The following is an 18,289-nucleotide window of genomic DNA, read 5'->3' as shown; positions in this document are numbered from 1 at the left end:
CGCATATTTTTAATTTGAATTACCTCATAAGGTAAAGCCAACCTTTTTTAACGGTATTATTTCCTCCCAGTTCCAGTACATAGAAATAGGTTCCAACAGGTAATCTATCGTGACTAATAGGTCCTTTATTTGCTGTACCATCCCAGTCATTTTCGTACCCACTGGTTTCAAAAACCATATCACCATATCTATTATATATTTTCAAATTATTATCTGGGTATTGCTCAATACAGTCAATTCTAAAATAATCGTTAGAACCATCACCATTGGGAGTAAATTCATTGTATACGCTTAAACAAATTGGCGCAACCTCCACTACATCCTCATTACCATCATCATTTGGATCTGTAGGCGATGAATCCTCCAAAACAGCCACATTTCTGTAATCACCTTCAGGCAATACTTCTACAATAATTTCAATTGTTGCCGTTTCATCACCAGGAAGTTCTGGAATACTCCATCGTCCTGAAACACTGCTATAAGAACCAAAAGTAGCTGTAGAACTTATATATCGATATCCTGATGGAAGGTCATCGCTAACCTGAATATCTTCGAACGGATAATTACCTACGTTACTTACGGTTATAGTAAAAGTTATTTCATCGCCAATATTTGGATTTTCATTATCGACCGTTTTACTAATACTAAGATCTGAACAGGTTAACAGTTCCACATCAAGCGTGGCAAATACTTCTCCAGAGCAACTACTTTCATCCAAATAGGAAACGCTTACGTAATTTTCTTCTGCTTCATACCAGGAAATTGATACATAATCATCGTCAAGTCCACCACCTTCTATGATTTCACCTCCTTCTACCATCCACACGTAATCTTCCATTCCTGATGCAGTGGTATAGGTTTCCTCCCACATATAGCATACTTCTCCTGAATTACCTTCAATAAACCCATTATCATCTTCATTTAAGCTTACATTAATTGCAAGTAATTCTTCAGTTTCACAACTCGATTCAGGATCGAAACCAGCATAATAAGTAGTTTCATTTTCCAGAGGTGTGTTATTTGGAAGCAAGTTTTCTCCTTCGGCATCGGCGTACCACACCACATTGTTTTCGTTAACCTGAAGATCAGAAATAATGTAAGTTCCAGATTCACAAAATGTCTGTTCGGTATTATTAGTAGTTGGTGTACCACTGTCTCTCAACGATACGGTTATGGTAGCGGCATTACCGGGAGAATTTTCACAAACACCTTCTCCGCGTACGGTTACATAATATGTAGTTTCTTCCTCAGGCATAACTTCCAGGTCTTCAATTTCCGAAGTAAGTCCTGCATCATTATAAAAAGTAAGTGTTGCATCCGCTATATCAGTTGAAGCCGATAATGTATAGCTTTGCCCCATACAAATCTCCGCATCTTCAACCATGATATCATCCGCTGTCGCAACACTTCCATTCACAGTTACCTCTATGGCCAATCTTTCCGAATTATTACAGAAATCATTATTAAATTCAGCATAATACGTACCCGCCTCTAGAACAGTGTTCATTTCGAGAGGTTCTCCGCCTTCAGCTACGGCGTACCACACTACATTTTCCTCATTAACTTCGAGGTCTGCCACCAGGGGCTTACTTACAGCACAAAATTCTTGCACCGGATCAGCAGTGGTTGGCGTGCCAGCCTCATTGACTTCAATGGTAAGCATCGCTACATCTCCTGGGGCATTCTCACAAACGCCATCACCGCTTACCGTTGCATAATAAGTGGTGGTAACTTCAGGGTTAACTTCGGTTGATTCCAATTCCGTGGTAAGAGCAGCATCAGCATAGAATCGATAAGTTGCATTTTCAACCTCACTACTCGCTGTAAGTGCTATACTTGCACCAAGGCAAATTTCAGCATCACTTACTATAAGATCATCACTTGTCGCCGATGGGTTGATTTCTACATTTACTGCAAGACGTTCAGCACTCTCACAACCTTGTTCTGGATCGAAGCCGGCGTAATAAATTCCAGCTTCTAAAGTGGTGTTCATTGCTAAAGGTTCTCCGCCTTCAGCTTCAGCATACCACACTACATTTTCCTCATTAACTTCAAGGTTAGCTAGCGTAGCAGCATTTATTTCACAGAATACCTGTTCAGGATTATCTGTCGTTGGGGTTCCGCTTTCATTGACTTCAATAGTAATCATTGCGGCTTCACCGGGCATATTTTCACAAACACCATCACCGCTTACCGTTACATAATAGGTGGTCGTAACTTTAGGGCTAACTTCGGTTGATTCCAATTCCGTAGTAAGATCTGCATCAGCATAGAATCGATAACTAGCATTTTCAACCTCACTACTCGCTGTAAGTGCTATACTTGCGCCAAGGCAAATTTCAGCATCACTTACAACAGGATCATCACTTGTTGCCGATGGGGTGATTTCTACAGTAACTGCAAGACGTTCAGCACTCTCACAACTTTCTTCAGGATCGAAACCGGCGTAATAAGTTCCAGCTTCTAAAGTGGTGTCCATTGTTAAAGGTTCTCCTCCTTCAGCTTCAGCATACCACACCACATTTTCCTCATTAACTTCAAGGTTAGCTAGTGTAGCTGCATTTGTTTCACAGAATACCTGTTCAGGATTATCAGTGCTTGGCGTGCCAGCCTCATTGACTTCAATGGTAAGCATCGCAGCATCTCCAGGGGCATTCTCACAAACGCCATCACCGCTTACCGTTACATAATAGGTGGTAGTAACTTCAGGGCTAACTTCGGTTGATTCCAATTCCGTAGTAAGATCTGCATCAGCATAGAATCGATAACTAGCATTTTCAACCTCACTACTCCCTGTAAGTGTTATACTTGCGCCAAGGCAAATTTCAGCATCACTGACCATAAGGTCGTCAGCTGTCGCTGATGGGTTGACTTCAACAGTAACTTCTGCCAGATCGCCGGCCATATTTTCACAACCTTCCTCTCCTTCTTTTACACTAACATAGTAGGTATAAGTACCATCATTTAGTCCGGAAACATTTAGCATTCCGTCAGCACCTATATTGAATAAAACATCACCACCAATATCTCCATCATTTATTGGATTTGTTTTATTTGAATCCATATACCACTGGAAGATCGGATCTAAAATAGAATTGTCAGCTATAGCCTCAAGGGTGAGATTATCTGAATTGCAAATTTCCGTAGTTCCTTCTATACTTATATCATCGGCAGTAGCATAATCTTTTACAGTAATAGTTACTTCTGTTCGGGTTACACTCTCACAGCCAGCATCACCTACAGCTTCTACAAAATAAGTAGCATCTGAGGTTACATTAGTAAGTTCAAAATCCGATCCTGTATACACGACAGATCCACCAGACGCTTCGGTATACCAATTGTAGGTAAGATTATCCTGGGGATTCAGAATAGATAAAATAGTATTTTCTCCAGTACAAACTGAAACTTCGGAGGAAATCACTTCAGGAGCTTCCAGGTCATCGCTCACGTTTATTTCTACCATGGCAAGGTCTTCGGCTACATTTCCACAAACATTATCCCCTTCCAGACTTACATAATAATTCATTGAACCTGTTAGGCCATCCACGGTCATTTCTCCATTATTTACTGAGTAAGAAACACCATCTACTTCAGTTCCATCACTGATCTGCTGGTTGCCCTCAGCATCAAAATACCAGGTGAATACGGGATTTTCTACATCAATATCAGTACCTGCATTCAACATTACAGTTGAACCAACACACTGACTAAGACTTTCGGGTAATTCTATATCATCAGAAGTAATTTGGTGCTCTACTACTATGGTGGCTGCCACAGCTTCCTCTGCAGTATTTTCACAGATGTCGTCATTCTGTACAGTAATATAGTAGGTATAACTTCCCGCAGTAAGGTCAGCTTGCTCCAAAGTAGCTCCCGTAAATACAGGCTCTCCTAAAAGAGCTTCGTTATTATACCAGTTAAAGACAGGATTATTGATAGTGGAACTGGAAGCTTCCAATTCGGCAGTTTCACCAAAACATATTACGACATCACTTGTTTGTATATCTGTAGCAGTCGCACTGGCATTCACAGTTACTGTTACTTCGGCAAGATCACCAGCTATACTCTCACAGCCGTCTACACCATCTTTAACACTAACATAGTAGGTATGTTCACCAACAGATAAACCACTAATTTCAAGATTTTCATTGATAATATCATAAGTTATCCCATCAGCATCGGTGACTGGATTTTCTTTATTTTCATCAAAATACCAGTTAAATATAGGATTAGAAAGTCCATTAGCTGTAGCCGTTAGTGTGGCTACTTCACCTTCACAATAATTACCGCCTCCGGCATCAACTATTACCTCATCTGCACCCGGGGCATCAAGAACTTCAACACTAACCAGAATTCTATTAACATCTTCACAACCATTATATATTACGGCGATATAATAAACTTGTTCACCAGCGCTTTCGAAAGTATGGGTAGTATAGCTATTTTCTTCAGAAAGTAGTTCTCCGCCAACTTCTGCATCATACCAACGTATTGTAGTTCCTTCTGCAGGGGTAGCTTCTAATGTAGCTGATTCCCCAAGGCATACTTCCATAACTTCAGGCAATGATGTTGGTTTCTGATAGCTTACCTCAGCCTGGTATATCTGCCAGCCACTGTCAAGTACTCCCAAAAGAGGTTGGTATTCCAGGAGAACCCGGTCAAAATCTCCGCCGGCCACAAAAGAAATTTCGCCACGGGTTTCCCCAGTCAATACTTCTAAATCAATAGTGGCATCACCAATTGCTCCTCCATCGTTATTGGCATTGTTATCATTATAACTCTCTACACTTAAGCCACCAAGTAGGTTGACATCTGCAAGAGAACTTGCTGAACCAACGTAGATAGTAATTGTATCACCAGCCTGTCCTCCATTAGGGAAAATTAATTCTTGCCATACTCTTCCCGTAACTGAAGCCGGCGCAACAAACCTGGAATAGGTATTTATATTGCCATCAACAGCCAATTCGGGATCTTCGACCTCACAAAGCACACATATTGGGGTTGTTCCGTTGCTTTGTGCATTGGCAAGGGTACAATCCTCTAGATCAGAAGGAGCAACTATGTTTAACTGTACGGTAGTAGGCTCAGAAACTATATCGGGGTTTGTAGTCTCCCTTATAATAACCTCATAGGTATAGTTTCCTACTGGAAGATCTTCAGGGGTAGTGTATTGGTCATCTCCTACCAATATTTCTTTACCCTCTTGATCAAACCATACAAACTCTACATCTTCATAATCGGTACTTGCTGTAAAAGTGGTGGTTTCACCTTCCGTTATTGTCACTTCTGAAGGCTCAACATTCGGTGGAGTGAGTGACCTGTTTACAGTTACCGTAATTGAAACCGCATCAGATTCATAATTAGGATCGTTGGGGAACTCAGGATTTCGAGAAGTAACCTCATAGGTATGTTCTCCTACCTGTAGATTATCGGGTGTGGTGAAGTTTTCCCCTACGAAAACTTCATCACCCGATTCATCATACCAAACATATTCCACAGGACCTGGATTCTCACTATTGGCCGAAAAGTCCGCTGTTTGTCCTTCGGTAATAGTAGCTTCTGAAGGAACTACTTCAGGCGGGGACAATGGTTCTACGACTACAGTGATTTCCACAGGATCGGATTCGTTTTCCTCATTTTCAGGATGGCGTGAGGTAACCTGAAAGGTGTGTTCTCCTATTGGCAGGTCATCTGGTGTAGTGAAATTATCCCCTACGACAATTTCCTCACCCGAATCATACCAAACATACTCAACAGGTTCAGGATTCTCACTGTCAGCCTTAAAACTTGCTGTTTGTCCTATTGTAATTGTAGCTGCCATAGGTGTTACCTCCGGAGGTAGCATTTGGGCCTGTACTTCTACTACAATAGTAGTTGGAATCGACTCCCGATTAGGATTATCCTCATCCCTGGATCTAACCTCATAAGTATGCTCTCCTACAGGTAGATCATTGGGTGTGGTAAAGTTTTCCCCTACGAAAACTTCATTACCCGATTCATCATACCAAACATACTCAACAGGTTCAGTGTTTTCACTACTAGCTGTAAAATCTGCTGTTTCTCCTTCCAGAATAACAGCCATTTCAGGATTAACATCAGGAGGCAATAAATCGCCCTGTGGAATTACTGTAATATCAACTTGTGCAGGATCTGATTCTATTCCTGTATTTGGATCGGTTGCTGTAACAGTATAAATATGATCTCCAACTTCAAGATTAGATGGAGTTGTGTATTCTGAGGTTGTAGCTACAACATTATTATCAGCATCGTACCAGGTGAAAGTAACCTCTGCATTATCATGGCTTGCCATAAAAGTTTCTGTTTCCCCTTCCGGATAAGCAGCTGAAGAAGGATCAACTGTTGGTGGCAATAAAGGTTCTACAGTAACCGGAACCTCAATTGCTGTTGAAACCCTATCTGTAGTTTCATCATAAGCGGTAACGGTATATGTATAATCTCCAACAGGCAAATCATCTGGAGTTGTAAATTCAGGTGTTGTAGCCACTTCATTATCATTTTCATCATACCACGTAAAGCTTACATCAGGATTGTCATGACTTGCCGTAAAAGTTTCAGTATAACCTTCGGTATATGTAGCTGAAGGTGGAGTAACTGTAGGTGGAGAAAGGTTATCTAAAACAGTTACTTCCACTGAAGTTTCTTCTGAGACGGCTCCTGTTTCAGGATCCCTAATTTGTGATGTGTAGGTATAGCTTCCCGGGGAAAGGTCGCCAGGGATACTATATGCAGGATTATTGGTATCGATATTAACCTGGTCACCGGCTTCATCAAACCAAAGTACCTCGGTACCATCGGGCGCATTGGTTGTAATCAAATTATCGGAATCTCCCTGCTTTACTGTTAATGTTTCCGGGTCAATTATAGGTTTCGGTAACAATTGCAAATGAATCTCGGTAAGATTAGCTGAAGCACACTCCTCTCCGGCTACGGTCTCTACATAAATTATAACATCTGAATTAATGTTGCTTGCCTCATAAGTATCTGTATCTTCAGCAAGCAAGTTATCTGCCGAATCGTACCAGTTATAGGTTAAATTCACATCGGGATTTTGTACTTCTAAACTTGCTGTGCCCTGAACACCTACCCAAATTTGATCAGATACGACCTCGGGAGCATCGGGAGTACCGGTAATATCCAAGGTTAACACCCCACGAGCCAGGGATTGGCATCCATTACGCACGGGTTGTATCCATAGCGTATGTTCCCCGCCTTCATAGGTGGCAATATCTTCAGGTTGAACTTGAGAGCCACCATACTCAGTATCATATAATATATAAGAAGTATCACAATCGGTTGGCAACCCATCCAGGCTAAGCTCCTCACCCTCACATAGAGCAACTTCATTTAATTCTCCTTCACCACCCGGCAACTGGGTCGCCGCCCTTTTTCTAACCTCATGTATATTGAATTGCTCAAGAGCATTTGCCACTCCTCCATAGGTGATTTTTACTTTATCGAAAGGCACATTAACTGGTAAAGAGGCTACAGCTAATCCGTCTCCTGATAGCAAACGAAGCGTTAACAGAGAAGTTCCTACAATTATCGGGGCTTCTACAGGCACTCCGTCGAGATAACGCTGAACCCTTAACGCTCCAAGTACATTGGCATCTAACAACGAACCTTCGTGACCAAACACAATATCTAAGGTATCACCAACTATAGCCGGTGTTTCATAATTAACAACCAGTTTGTTGTAGGCATTCACTGCTACTGCATTATTGAGTTGAGCATAAGTTCCTAAATCATTATCAACCGCATTTTGCTCATTAGTAGTTGAGATTAAACCTGTAGCAACATCGGCTTCTAAAAGAATAGTTTCATAACCGCCATAAACATCTAAAACATCTTGCCCACTGCAAACAAAATCTTGTTGCGGACTTGTATAAAAGGCATCATAAATTCTTACTGATTGTACTACATTTAATACTGAGGCAAGTATTACTTTTACTCCTGAAAATTCTGTAGCCACTCCATTATTATCGGTGGGAATAAATGAATACTCAAAAACATTTAAACCATTGACCACTGCCGCAAGATTAGGATCGGCAGCACGCCTGGGTCCTATTTCGTTTCCTTCACTATCTACAGCAACCACAAACACCCCTCCTATTACAGAGGCCAACCCATAATCTTTAGCAAGTTTAACGGTAACCTTTTCCCCTGCGTTTAACCTTTGGCCAAAATCTAAGGTTTGAGAAGTTTCTCCGGTAATCCCCAGTAAATTAAGTGGCTCAGTAAGCGTACTATAGGTAGATAGATCTTTATCTGCTGCATTTTCTTCATCTTGAATTACACCTAACTGAGTTCCTAAAAGTGGTAGTTCACTTAATTCAAATTCCTGGCCGGTATTATAACTAAGCGGATAAGCCGGGGGACAATCTGAGGAAACTATTACCGTTACAAATTCTGTAGTTACACAACCCTGTGCACTGGTAGCATCTACCCTATATTCATAAGCGCCGCTATTTTCAAAAATAACCGTTCCGGGAGTTGAAGCCATTTCATTTCCTTCGTCATCATACCATTGAATATTGGAACCGGTGGCAGTAGGAAATGTTACACTTTCTCCGGGTGCTATCTGGTAGGAAGTCGGCGAGCCTCCAAAACTAATTTCAGGTTTTTCATTTACTGTAGCGTTCACAGCTACACGATCCGACAAGCATCCGGTTACATTATCTTCAGCTTCTATATAATAAGTGCCAGATGTTGCAACCACAGGTGCTTCCATTTCAGCTCCGCCAGTAGCCTGGTCATAAAAACGATAAGTATAAAAATCGGGCTCATAATTGGAAATAGTAGATAATAAATTAACCTGTCCACAGGCGGTAAGATTTTCCGTGAGCTCAGGCTCTTCCAGAAGGTTTACCCTTGGAAGTCGGCTAACCTCGTAAAGACGTATATTTTGCAGGGCACTTACGGTATTATTTAATTCAATTTTAATCCGATCAAATGAACCTTCTACAGGAAATGCCAGTTCATATTTTTGAGTTCCGGAAAGTAATCTGGCAATTAGTAAACTAGAATCACCCGCAATAGGACTTCCCACTTCCTGATTTCCTAGCATAGGTTGAATACTAAATCCTGAAAGCAGGCTTAGATCCAGTAAGCTTCCGGGCTGCTCCAATACAATTCGAACACTCTGGTTTTCTTGTGATGGCGATTGGAATAAAGTAGTATGATAAGCAGAATTAAGGGCACCAACCACTACAGACATCATACTATATTCATCGGGATCATCAATTACATTATAAGGATTTGTTACAGCACCAAGAGACCCAGCCAAATCCAAGCCACCGGCATCAATTCCTGAGAGGACATCAAGAGGTGTGTTCTTTTCAACGCATGTATAGGGTTCTGCAGCATCTTCTTCAATATAAGCGTGATACACTTCCATCTTCATCGCCAGACTTAATGCTGAAGAAAGGTTTACCCATACCCCTTCAAAATCTTCTTCAGGAGTAATTGTTATCTCGTGAGTACCGATACCGCCTAACAGCGTTAATAAATTAGCCCCGGTATATGCACTTCCTGCCGCATCAGCAGTCCAGTACTCAGCCAAAAACCCTTCTTCTCTTAAATTTGTATAAGGTTGAATACTAAAATTTTCAGCCACCCCCACAGCAGAAACCGGAACTGAAAACTTGATGGTAACCGGAGTTCCTGCTTCTATTGTCTCTCCAAAATCGAGGTATTGTCGTGCATAAAAAGCTCCCAGAAGACCTACACCTACTCTCAAAGTAGAATGGTCTCTTAGATTACCGCTAACTGCATTTCCAGCGTCCGTAACACTTCCTCCAACCCCTAAAAGATCGGTTGTTCGTACTTCCTGGTTACTAGCATATTTTCTTTCTTTATCCTGCCCATAAACAGTTGAGGTAGCAAAAACTAAAAGAGATAATATTATTAAGTAATATTTCCTAATACATTTCGTTTTCAAGTTAGAATAGTAATTAGTTTTCATAGGCAAGGTTTCTTGAGTTAGAAGCGAAGGGCTTTATTAAACTTATAGAGTTACAGCAGCACCTGTACACCTTAGTTTGAGCAAAAATTGATTTCTGGAAATTGGATTGACTGCTAATCACCATCAACAAATGAAAGCTAATAGCCCAGATTTTGGTATAAGAGCAAACAGTAAACTCCATAGGTCGTTTCTAATTAGATAAAGCGCCATGGATAGACTTTAACACTTTCTAAAACATATTTTATTCTTTAAAAAAAGACAAAGAAATCCTATAGGCTTAAAAGTTACTTCTTAGCCAAAGTTTAAAAATGGGATAGCTACCCCATACCAAATAAGATTTCATTAAAAATGTTTACAAAAAGAGAGTAAAAAATCCAGCCATATACTTATAATTAAAGTTCTTATTAACTTAAAGTCTATTTACAAGTTCAAGATCTGGTAGGGGCAGATACTATTTAATTAAGTTCAATTGAATTTCAAAAAGCTTTTAATAATTTTGCAGCAATTATCAAATTACTTAAAGCATGATATACATTAAAAAATTAGTTGCTTCAATCAAACTATAATTTTCAACCTACTTTGTAGGAAATAACTTATCTCAAATATATAACTCATTTTGCGATTATGCAAGAAAATAGTTCACTTAACGCGAATTTAATATTAAATAAACTTAAAGTTCACCTAGGAATTGATACTGACGTAAAGCTTTCTAAAGCTTTAAAAATCAAGCCCAATACCCTATCTACTTGGAAGCAAAGAAATAGTTTAGATTATCGCTTGATTATTGGGTTTGCGCAAAGGAACAATTTGGATCTAAATCTAATATTTAATTCAGAAAAAACGATCAATAACCCTTTTTTACCGACAAAATACACACCGATTGTAACAAAAGAATATATTCAACAGTATACTCTGGGGAAACTTCAAGATAAATTAATTAATTTACCACGCTACAATTTTTTATTAGGAGAGGCTAATAAAAATATTGCTTTTCAAGTAACTACCAATAGACTTGCGCCCAAAATCCCAGAAGAATCCTTCGCGATTTGCGACCTTTCAGATATAAATAAAATTGATATGACGGCCTATTATGTTTTAATCTCAAAAAAATATGGTTTTTTCATAAGCAGAATCCAATTGTTTAAGAAGGGTGAAATTGAACTATTGGATATTCAAACCACAGGCACCATGAAGAACTACATTATAAGTAAAAATAATATTTTTGAAACTTGGAAAGTTATTGGGGTTTCAACGTATAAGCCTTTATAAAAATTCATTTGACAAAAGGAAGTTCACGAATCTCTTAGATCCTAGTACCTTTAATAATTTATCTATTAGAGGTACTCAGAGCTACAAGCCTAGAGCACATTTAAAGAGCTTTTCTGAATCATTGGATCTTGGTCATCATTTCGACACAAAAAATATTATAACCAAAATCCTATGTAGGAATAAGGCTTGGGATGCGATTTTAGAAGATTAAAAATCTTTGCAATCTCGAGCGTTATGGACCGAATATAAATGGATTCGCTTTTGTAGCCCCTGGAAAAAAAAATCAGAAACTCTCTTCGCCAATCAATTGCATAATTTAAAGATAGTTATCGGAACTCCGAGTATAAAGATTGAATTGAAATTCCTCGGCTTTATGAGTTGCCCGTAAAATGAAGATAAACTATTTAGATGCAGGAAGGAGTCGCAATTTAAAACTATTTCCGATAATAAACTCAAAGACCTCACAGAATCAATCTTTTAAAACCAGTACTTTAATGTAGTTAGTTTATATAGTACGAATAAGCATATCACCTATGCTCAAAGCAAACAAGCTTTCACTATTTAATGATGATCATTGATCTATGCAATAGAAAAATTGGCGGATAGACTTTAAATAACTCTTTAAATCAAAACATATTGTTATAAAAATTTGGCTTATGTTTATTTAAAACACCATAGTAAAAAAAGCGTCAATATTACCTTCAGATTGAGTTACTATCATAATTACCTATACGATAAATACTACACTTGTCTTCAATTTCATATCTGATATTATATTTCAATTGGCTGTCATAAAAAAATGGCCATAATTGTAATTTTCTCAATCGTTCATTTCAAAAGCTAAACTAAATATTTCTTTACCTGCATATTAGATAGACTCATACGGTTAAACCACAAAGAATCTCTCAGGCTTTACCGAAAAAATTTTTAGATCCTAAACGTTCTTTCAAAATATCCATATCACTACCAACCTTTCTATCCAGTATTTTCGCATAATGCTGGGTAGTCTGTAGATTTTTATGTCCCAACATTTTACTGACACTCTCAATAGGAACCCCATTTGAAAGTGTAACAGTAGTTGCGAAAGTATGCCTGGCCAAATGAAAAGTCAGATTTTTATCGATACCACAAATATCTGCTATTTCTTTAATATAGGCATTCATTTTTTGATTACTTAATATGGGAAGTAAACGTTTACTATTAACTTCTGGATGCGAAGAATATTTCTCCAATATCGCTTCTGCCACAGGAAGAATTGGAATACTACATTTCGATTTAGTCTTTGTTCTTTTAGTTTTAATCCATCTTTTGCCATCAAAACCAATCACAACTTCCTTTTCTGAGAGTTTTTTTACTTCGGCATAACTAAGGCCAGTAAAACAACTAAACGTAAAAATATCTTTAACCAAATTCAAGCGATCATTTTTAATATCTCTAGATATCAAGGTTCGGAGCTCCTCTTCGGTCAAAAATTCTCGATCTACCACCTTTAGTTTAGCCTTCCAGTTTTGAAATGGATCCCTATTAATCCATTCATTGGTAAAAGCAATACGGATAATTTTTTTAAAATTTGTTATGTATTTAATCGCGGAATTATGCCCACAGTTTCTTTCTGTTTTTAAATAATATTCAAATCCCGTAATAAATTTGTGGTTCACATTTTTAACCGGAATATCGGAAGCTTTGTACTCCTTCTTTATATAGTCTTCAACGTGCTTTTTAGCCGTTTTATACCTTTCGGCCGTCCCCTTGGCAAAATCCTTACCCACAAGTCTATTTACACGTTCGTTGTGTTCCTGAAATATTTCGAGAACCATCTTTGTGTCACCTACACTTTTCTTGTCTTTTCCTAGATAAGTATCTATAACGTCCTTTGAAGAAAAAACTTTTCCCTTGTCCACTAATTTCTGATGCGCATTATATATATCATTCTCAACTTTACTGAGAAATCGATTAATAACTTTCGCTTGCATCGAACTTCCGGTTGCTCTACCAGAAGCCGAGTTCCATAGTGATACTGGTATTTCTCGTCCTGTTGTTGTAACTGCACGTTTACCGTTAATTGTTATTCTGAAATATATTATTCCAGAATCCGTTTTAGACTTACTTTTTCTTAAGTAAAATAGGTGGGAAAATGTTGTATCCATAACAAATTATATTTTATTAAACAGTTTCAAGATACAATATAAAACCTTAAACATCAATACCTTAAGTTTTATTTTGTAGGATTTATACTACTTTGGTTACACCTAAAATAGCTTCTCTAAGTGTAACCGAATTTGTAACCGATTAGATTAAATTATTATGGTATATTTTGAGATAGTGAAAAATAAAAAAGCCCCAAAACCGTGGGTTTTGGGGCTTTTTGTAGAATTTTTTAAATTAAATAGCGGAGGAAGAGGGATTCGAACCCCCGGACCTGTTACAGTCAACAGTTTTCAAGACTGCCGCAATCGACCACTCTGCCATTCCTCCAATAAAATGCTATACATTTCTGCTTAGCGGATGCAAATATAACAAGCTTTTACAATTATACACAAGGTTTTTAAGAAGTTTTTTTAAGCTTTTTTCGAGTTGTCTCGTTATCAGGTTTTAACATCTCTATCAATTTTAAGAAAGAGTTTTAGTTAAAATTAATATCTTCACTTTTAAGATTCAAAACTCCAGGAAGCTTAGTCTTTATATTGGCAAGTAACTCAAATATGTTCTTACAGTTACCTCTTATGCTTAAAACCCGTTTACTCTCCCACTTTTGTCTACTTTTTCTGCTATCGGCTAGTAGGATAAGCGCACAAGAAACAAAAAGCCTACCTCGGGGTATTACACCCTTTGACGGTGCCAATAAAAATACACTGGAGTCTACCTCCAATTTCCACATCTCTCAAATGAAGCACCAAAATGCTTATGATGGATTTGGTTATTATAAACTATATAAGAATACATTCAATTATACTTTAGATAAGTTTAACTTTACTTTAAATGCAGGACTGTTGGAAGAAAATACTATCTTTAATAACAAAGCACCGGGGTTTTACGGCAGCTTTAGCGCTACTTTAGAATACAATATCAACAAACGATATAGTTTCTATCTATTTGGACGGTATTTAACGCCTTCCTTAAACAAAGGCGAAAGATTAAATACTCGCGAAATGAATCTATTATTCCCACAAACAGAAATTAGAGCAGGAATAAGAGGCAATTTTAACAATTTAAATATAGATATAGGTACAGGAACTATTTTTGGCACTCAATCTTCACAAATACCTAACAGCTTGCTTAGATCTAAAATATCAATAGGCTTTTAAAGCAACTAAGCTATATTTACACCCTACAAAAAGGGTATATCTATCACATTATATCGATTAGTTTTAAAGCTTAAATCCGTTTATTTTTATATTTTACAATTCATGAAAAACTTATTTATAATTTCTTTAGTACTGCTTTTTAGCAACGTACTAAATGCACAAAAAAAAGAATATCAAGATCTAATGGAACAAGATTGGGCAAATCTTAAAAAGTATGCTACTCAAAATAGGAAATTAATGAAAACACAGAGTTACCCCAAAGTTGTTTTTATGGGCAATTCAATTACTGAAGGCTGGGCAAATGCCCAGCCAGACTTTTTTAGTGAGAATAATTATTTAGGACGTGGTATTGGCGGGCAAACTACGCCACAAATGCTTATTCGATTTATGCCAGATGTAGTAAAACTCAAGCCCAAAGCGGTGGTAATTCTTGCCGGAACCAACGATATAGCCGGAAACACAGGGTTTTCTTCCGTAGAAATGATTACAAATAATATTGAGGCAATGGCGCAACTGGGCAAAGCCAACAACATAAAAGTAATCCTTACCTCTATCCTCCCCGTATACGATTACCCCTGGCGTCCCGGGCTACAACCCGTTAAAAAAATTGCCGAAATAAATTCCTGGATGAAAAAATATGCCGCAGAAAATCAACATACATATCTCGATCTTTTCTCGGTACTTAAGGATGAAAAAGAAGGATTACCTAAAAAATATTCTAAAGATGGTGTGCATCCAAACCTCGCTGGCTATAAGCTTATGGCGCCGCTAACTAAAAAAGCAATTCTTGAGGCTATGCAGCAATAACAAAATAAAGTTTCACGCACTTCTTTAAGAATTTCAACCGAAACTGCTATCTTGCTGCGACTTTAATAAAAACTTCTAAATATTTTACGAAGTATTAATTAGCAAAAATTAAATTTAACTATGAAAAAAATGCTTTTAGTGACACTAACTGCCGGAATGGTAGCCTGTGGCACGCAAAAAAATGTTGAAAATGCAAATCCGATGGAATATGCCGAAACCATCACTGTTTCAGATTTACAAGAACATCTTTACACTTTTGCCGGCGATGAATATGAGGGGCGCGATACCGGTGAACCCGGACAAAAGAAAGCTGCTGAATATATTGTGAATTTTTACCAGGAAATTGGTATAGATGCACCTGCAAGTAATCCTAACTATTATCAGGTAATTCCCACCGAGTTTTTTAATAACAAAATGAAAGACTCAGAAAATGTCCTTGGTTTTATTAAAGGAAGTGAAAAACCGGAAGAAATCCTTGTTATAACTTCTCATTACGATCACGTTGGTGTAGATGATGAAGGAAACATATATAATGGTGCGGATGACGGTGGCTCTGGCCCGGTTGCTATTTTAGAAATTGCAGAAGCTTTTAAAGCTGCACAAAAAGATGGATATACGCCTAAACGATCTATACTTTTTATTCATTTAACCGCTGAGGAAAAAGGCCTTCTAGGCTCTAAATATTATGTTGAAAACCCAATATTCCCATTAGAAAATACGGTAGCCAATTTAAATATGGATATGATTGGCCGTATTGATGCAAACCACGAGGGGAACGATAATTATATTTATCTAATTGGTAGCGATAAATTAAGTACCGATCTTCACGAAGTTAGTGAAAATGTAAATTCAGAATTTATGAATATGGATTTAGATTACACTTATAATGATGAGAACGATCCAAACCGTTTTTACTACCGAAGTGACCACTACAACTTCGCAAAAAACAACATACCGGCAATTTTTTACTTTAACGGCGTACACCCAGACTACCATAAAGCAACTGATACTGCCGAAAAAATTGAATATGAAGCTTTAATGAAAAGAGCAAAGTTGGTATTTCTTACTGCCTGGGAAATTGCTAATCGCGATGAAAGGCTGGTAGTAGATAAAGCTTCAAAGTAAACCATCTAGAGGTATTATACCCTTTGGCGGTGCCAATAAAAAAGTAAATTAACCGCGATAAATCAGCGAGAAATTAAATCTCGATTATCGAGTTAAGACTTTTAGATATAAAAAAGGCTGGTTGAAGATAAAATCTTCAACCAGCCTTTTTACTTATTTTTACCTAAAAATTATTCTGCAGCAGGCGGAAGCAATACTGTATCAAGTACATGAATTACCCCGTTATTAGCTTGAACATCGGCAGCAATTACAGTAGAAGTTCTTCCTCTTCCATCAGTAATTACTACATCATCACCAAGGTTTACAGTAAAGTCTTCTCCAAGCAACGTAGTAACAGCCATACCATCGGTTAAATCTCCAGACCTTACATTAGCTGCCGTAACAACGTGATATTGTAAGGTAGCTTCTAGAGTTTCAGTAGGAATATCACCAAGGGCCGCCAGTTCTAACTCACTCAATAATGCTACAAAAGCATCGTTGGTTGGAGCAAAAACGGTAAATGGAGCGGGATCTTCAGTCATCATTAATGTTTCCACAAATGAAAAAGATTCCTCACGTGTAAGTGCCTGTACTAAAATATCAAAATTAGGATCAGCAGTAGCAAAAGTTGTGATATCAGGCAACCCAATAACAGCATCTACAGCATGAATTATACCGTTATCTACCTCTACATCAGCAGTAGTTACTGAAGAAACTCCATTTATAGTAACACCATCATCGGTATTGATATACATGCTAAGAGCTTCTTCTGAAGCCATCCCGGTAGCCATACTTTCAATATAACCTGTAGAAAGATCACCAGACATGATTTCTCCTTCCTGAACATGATTTAGTAAAATCTCTGTCAAAACATCTTCCGGCACTTCGCTAAGACTACTAAAGCCATTATCCGATAAAAATGTATTAAACGCTGCATTATTAGGTGCAAAGACCGTAAAGTTAGCTGTTCCGTCTAAAGTCGCATCCAGACCCGTTACTTCTAAAGCAGCTGCAAGGGAAGAATAATCTGGATTCCCAGCAACAAAATCAGCAATAGTGTTTGTTGGCTCAACTACATCTCCTCCATCATCGTCGTCGCTACAGGAAATTAGACCAAAAGTTAAAAACGCCAGTAGGACGATTTTAGTAAATTTAAATGTTTTCATAATTCTAAGTTTTTGTTTAACCACAAATGTAAACGAGAAGTAGTTCAAAAACTGTTTACTGTTTGTTAATTTACATAAAACAATAGTTAAATTAATTATTGATAGAATTTAATATCTACCACAGTTATATTCCTTGCAATATTCTATACTTAGTATCCGTTTGTTGTAACAGATGTTCTAAATTGAATATATTTACACTAAATTAAAATCTAGATTATGAAGAAATTTTTTATAGTACTTTTCAGTATTGCATTGCTTACCTCATGTAGTGAAGACGATGATGCTAATAATGGCGAACGTATTTATGGAAAATGGTTTGTCTCTAATGCAAACCTCCCTAGTGGTGAATCTTTTACTTTTGAGTTAAGTAATTGTAATAAAAAATCCTTTATAATTTTTGAAGGAGACGGTACCACCTACTCTGAATATTATGCCGAAACCGGTGAAACCTGTGAGCTTGAAGATGATACCGAGAGCACCTGGAGCCGGGATAATGATAATTACACATTTAATATTCCTGTGGGAGGTATAAATGAAAGAATTAGTGGTAAGGTAGAATTTCAGGAAAACGCTAAAAGTTTTATTTTTAGACCTAGTATTTTTCCCGATGCTTCTATTACTTTTACCCGCGCTCCAGAATTTGAGGAGTAAATTTC

The 18,289-nt window shown here is 37.8% G+C and carries 8 protein-coding genes and 1 tRNA gene; 5 read left to right on the top strand and 4 right to left on the bottom strand.

What is annotated here, in order from left to right:
- Positions 1 to 19: 19 nt before the first annotated feature.
- A complete protein-coding gene (locus tag I6U49_RS08390; protein ID WP_198628323.1) occupies positions 20 to 9,982 on the bottom strand; it encodes an Ig-like domain-containing protein in 9,963 nt (3,320 codons plus the stop codon).
- 624 nt (positions 9,983 to 10,606) lie between these two features.
- Here I6U49_RS08390 and I6U49_RS08385 point away from each other — a divergent pair.
- On the top strand, positions 10,607 to 11,251 hold the full coding sequence (locus I6U49_RS08385) for a helix-turn-helix domain-containing protein (RefSeq protein ID WP_198628322.1): 645 nt from the start codon (positions 10,607 to 10,609) through the stop codon (positions 11,249 to 11,251).
- Positions 11,252 to 12,156: 905 nt separating this feature from the next.
- Here the strand turns inward: I6U49_RS08385 and I6U49_RS08380 are convergent.
- A complete protein-coding gene (locus tag I6U49_RS08380) occupies positions 12,157 to 13,398 on the bottom strand; it encodes a site-specific integrase (RefSeq protein WP_198628321.1) in 1,242 nt (413 codons plus the stop codon).
- A gap of 243 nt (positions 13,399 to 13,641) precedes the next feature.
- Positions 13,642 to 13,726: transfer RNA gene (locus I6U49_RS08375), tRNA-Ser, on the bottom strand.
- A 227-nt stretch (positions 13,727 to 13,953) separates the two neighbouring features.
- Here I6U49_RS08375 and I6U49_RS08370 point away from each other — a divergent pair.
- The 3 genes from I6U49_RS08370 (at position 13,954) to I6U49_RS08360 (ending at position 16,488) form a co-directional block, all read left to right on the top strand.
- Positions 13,954 to 14,556, top strand: a complete 603-nt coding sequence (locus tag I6U49_RS08370; RefSeq protein ID WP_198628320.1) for a hypothetical protein — start codon at positions 13,954 to 13,956, stop codon at positions 14,554 to 14,556.
- 102 nt (positions 14,557 to 14,658) lie between these two features.
- Entirely contained in the window at positions 14,659 to 15,363 is a 705-nt protein-coding gene (locus I6U49_RS08365; protein ID WP_198628319.1) for an SGNH/GDSL hydrolase family protein, read from the top strand.
- Between the two features lie 120 nt (positions 15,364 to 15,483).
- Positions 15,484 to 16,488: a M28 family metallopeptidase gene (locus I6U49_RS08360; RefSeq protein WP_193710926.1), complete on the top strand. Its 1,005-nt coding sequence runs from the start codon at positions 15,484 to 15,486 to the stop codon at positions 16,486 to 16,488.
- 170 nt (positions 16,489 to 16,658) lie between these two features.
- On the opposite strand, the gene I6U49_RS08355 is transcribed toward I6U49_RS08360, so the two are convergent.
- The gene (locus I6U49_RS08355; protein WP_198628318.1) at positions 16,659 to 17,633 is read right to left on the bottom strand and encodes a fasciclin domain-containing protein; all 975 of its coding nucleotides are present in this window, start codon (positions 17,631 to 17,633) and stop codon (positions 16,659 to 16,661) included.
- 216 nt (positions 17,634 to 17,849) lie between these two features.
- On the opposite strand from I6U49_RS08355, the gene I6U49_RS08350 reads away from it, so the two are divergent.
- Positions 17,850 to 18,284 (top strand): lipocalin-like domain-containing protein, encoded by a 435-nt coding sequence (locus I6U49_RS08350; RefSeq protein WP_193710928.1) that lies wholly within the window; start codon positions 17,850 to 17,852, stop codon positions 18,282 to 18,284.
- The last annotated feature ends 5 nt before the right edge of the window (positions 18,285 to 18,289 follow it).

This window comes from Salegentibacter maritimus, assembly GCF_016236915.1.
Classification (GTDB): domain Bacteria; phylum Bacteroidota; class Bacteroidia; order Flavobacteriales; family Flavobacteriaceae; genus Salegentibacter; species Salegentibacter maritimus.
Note: the sequence above shows the minus strand (reverse complement) of the source record. Positions and strands in the feature narration are given on the sequence as shown.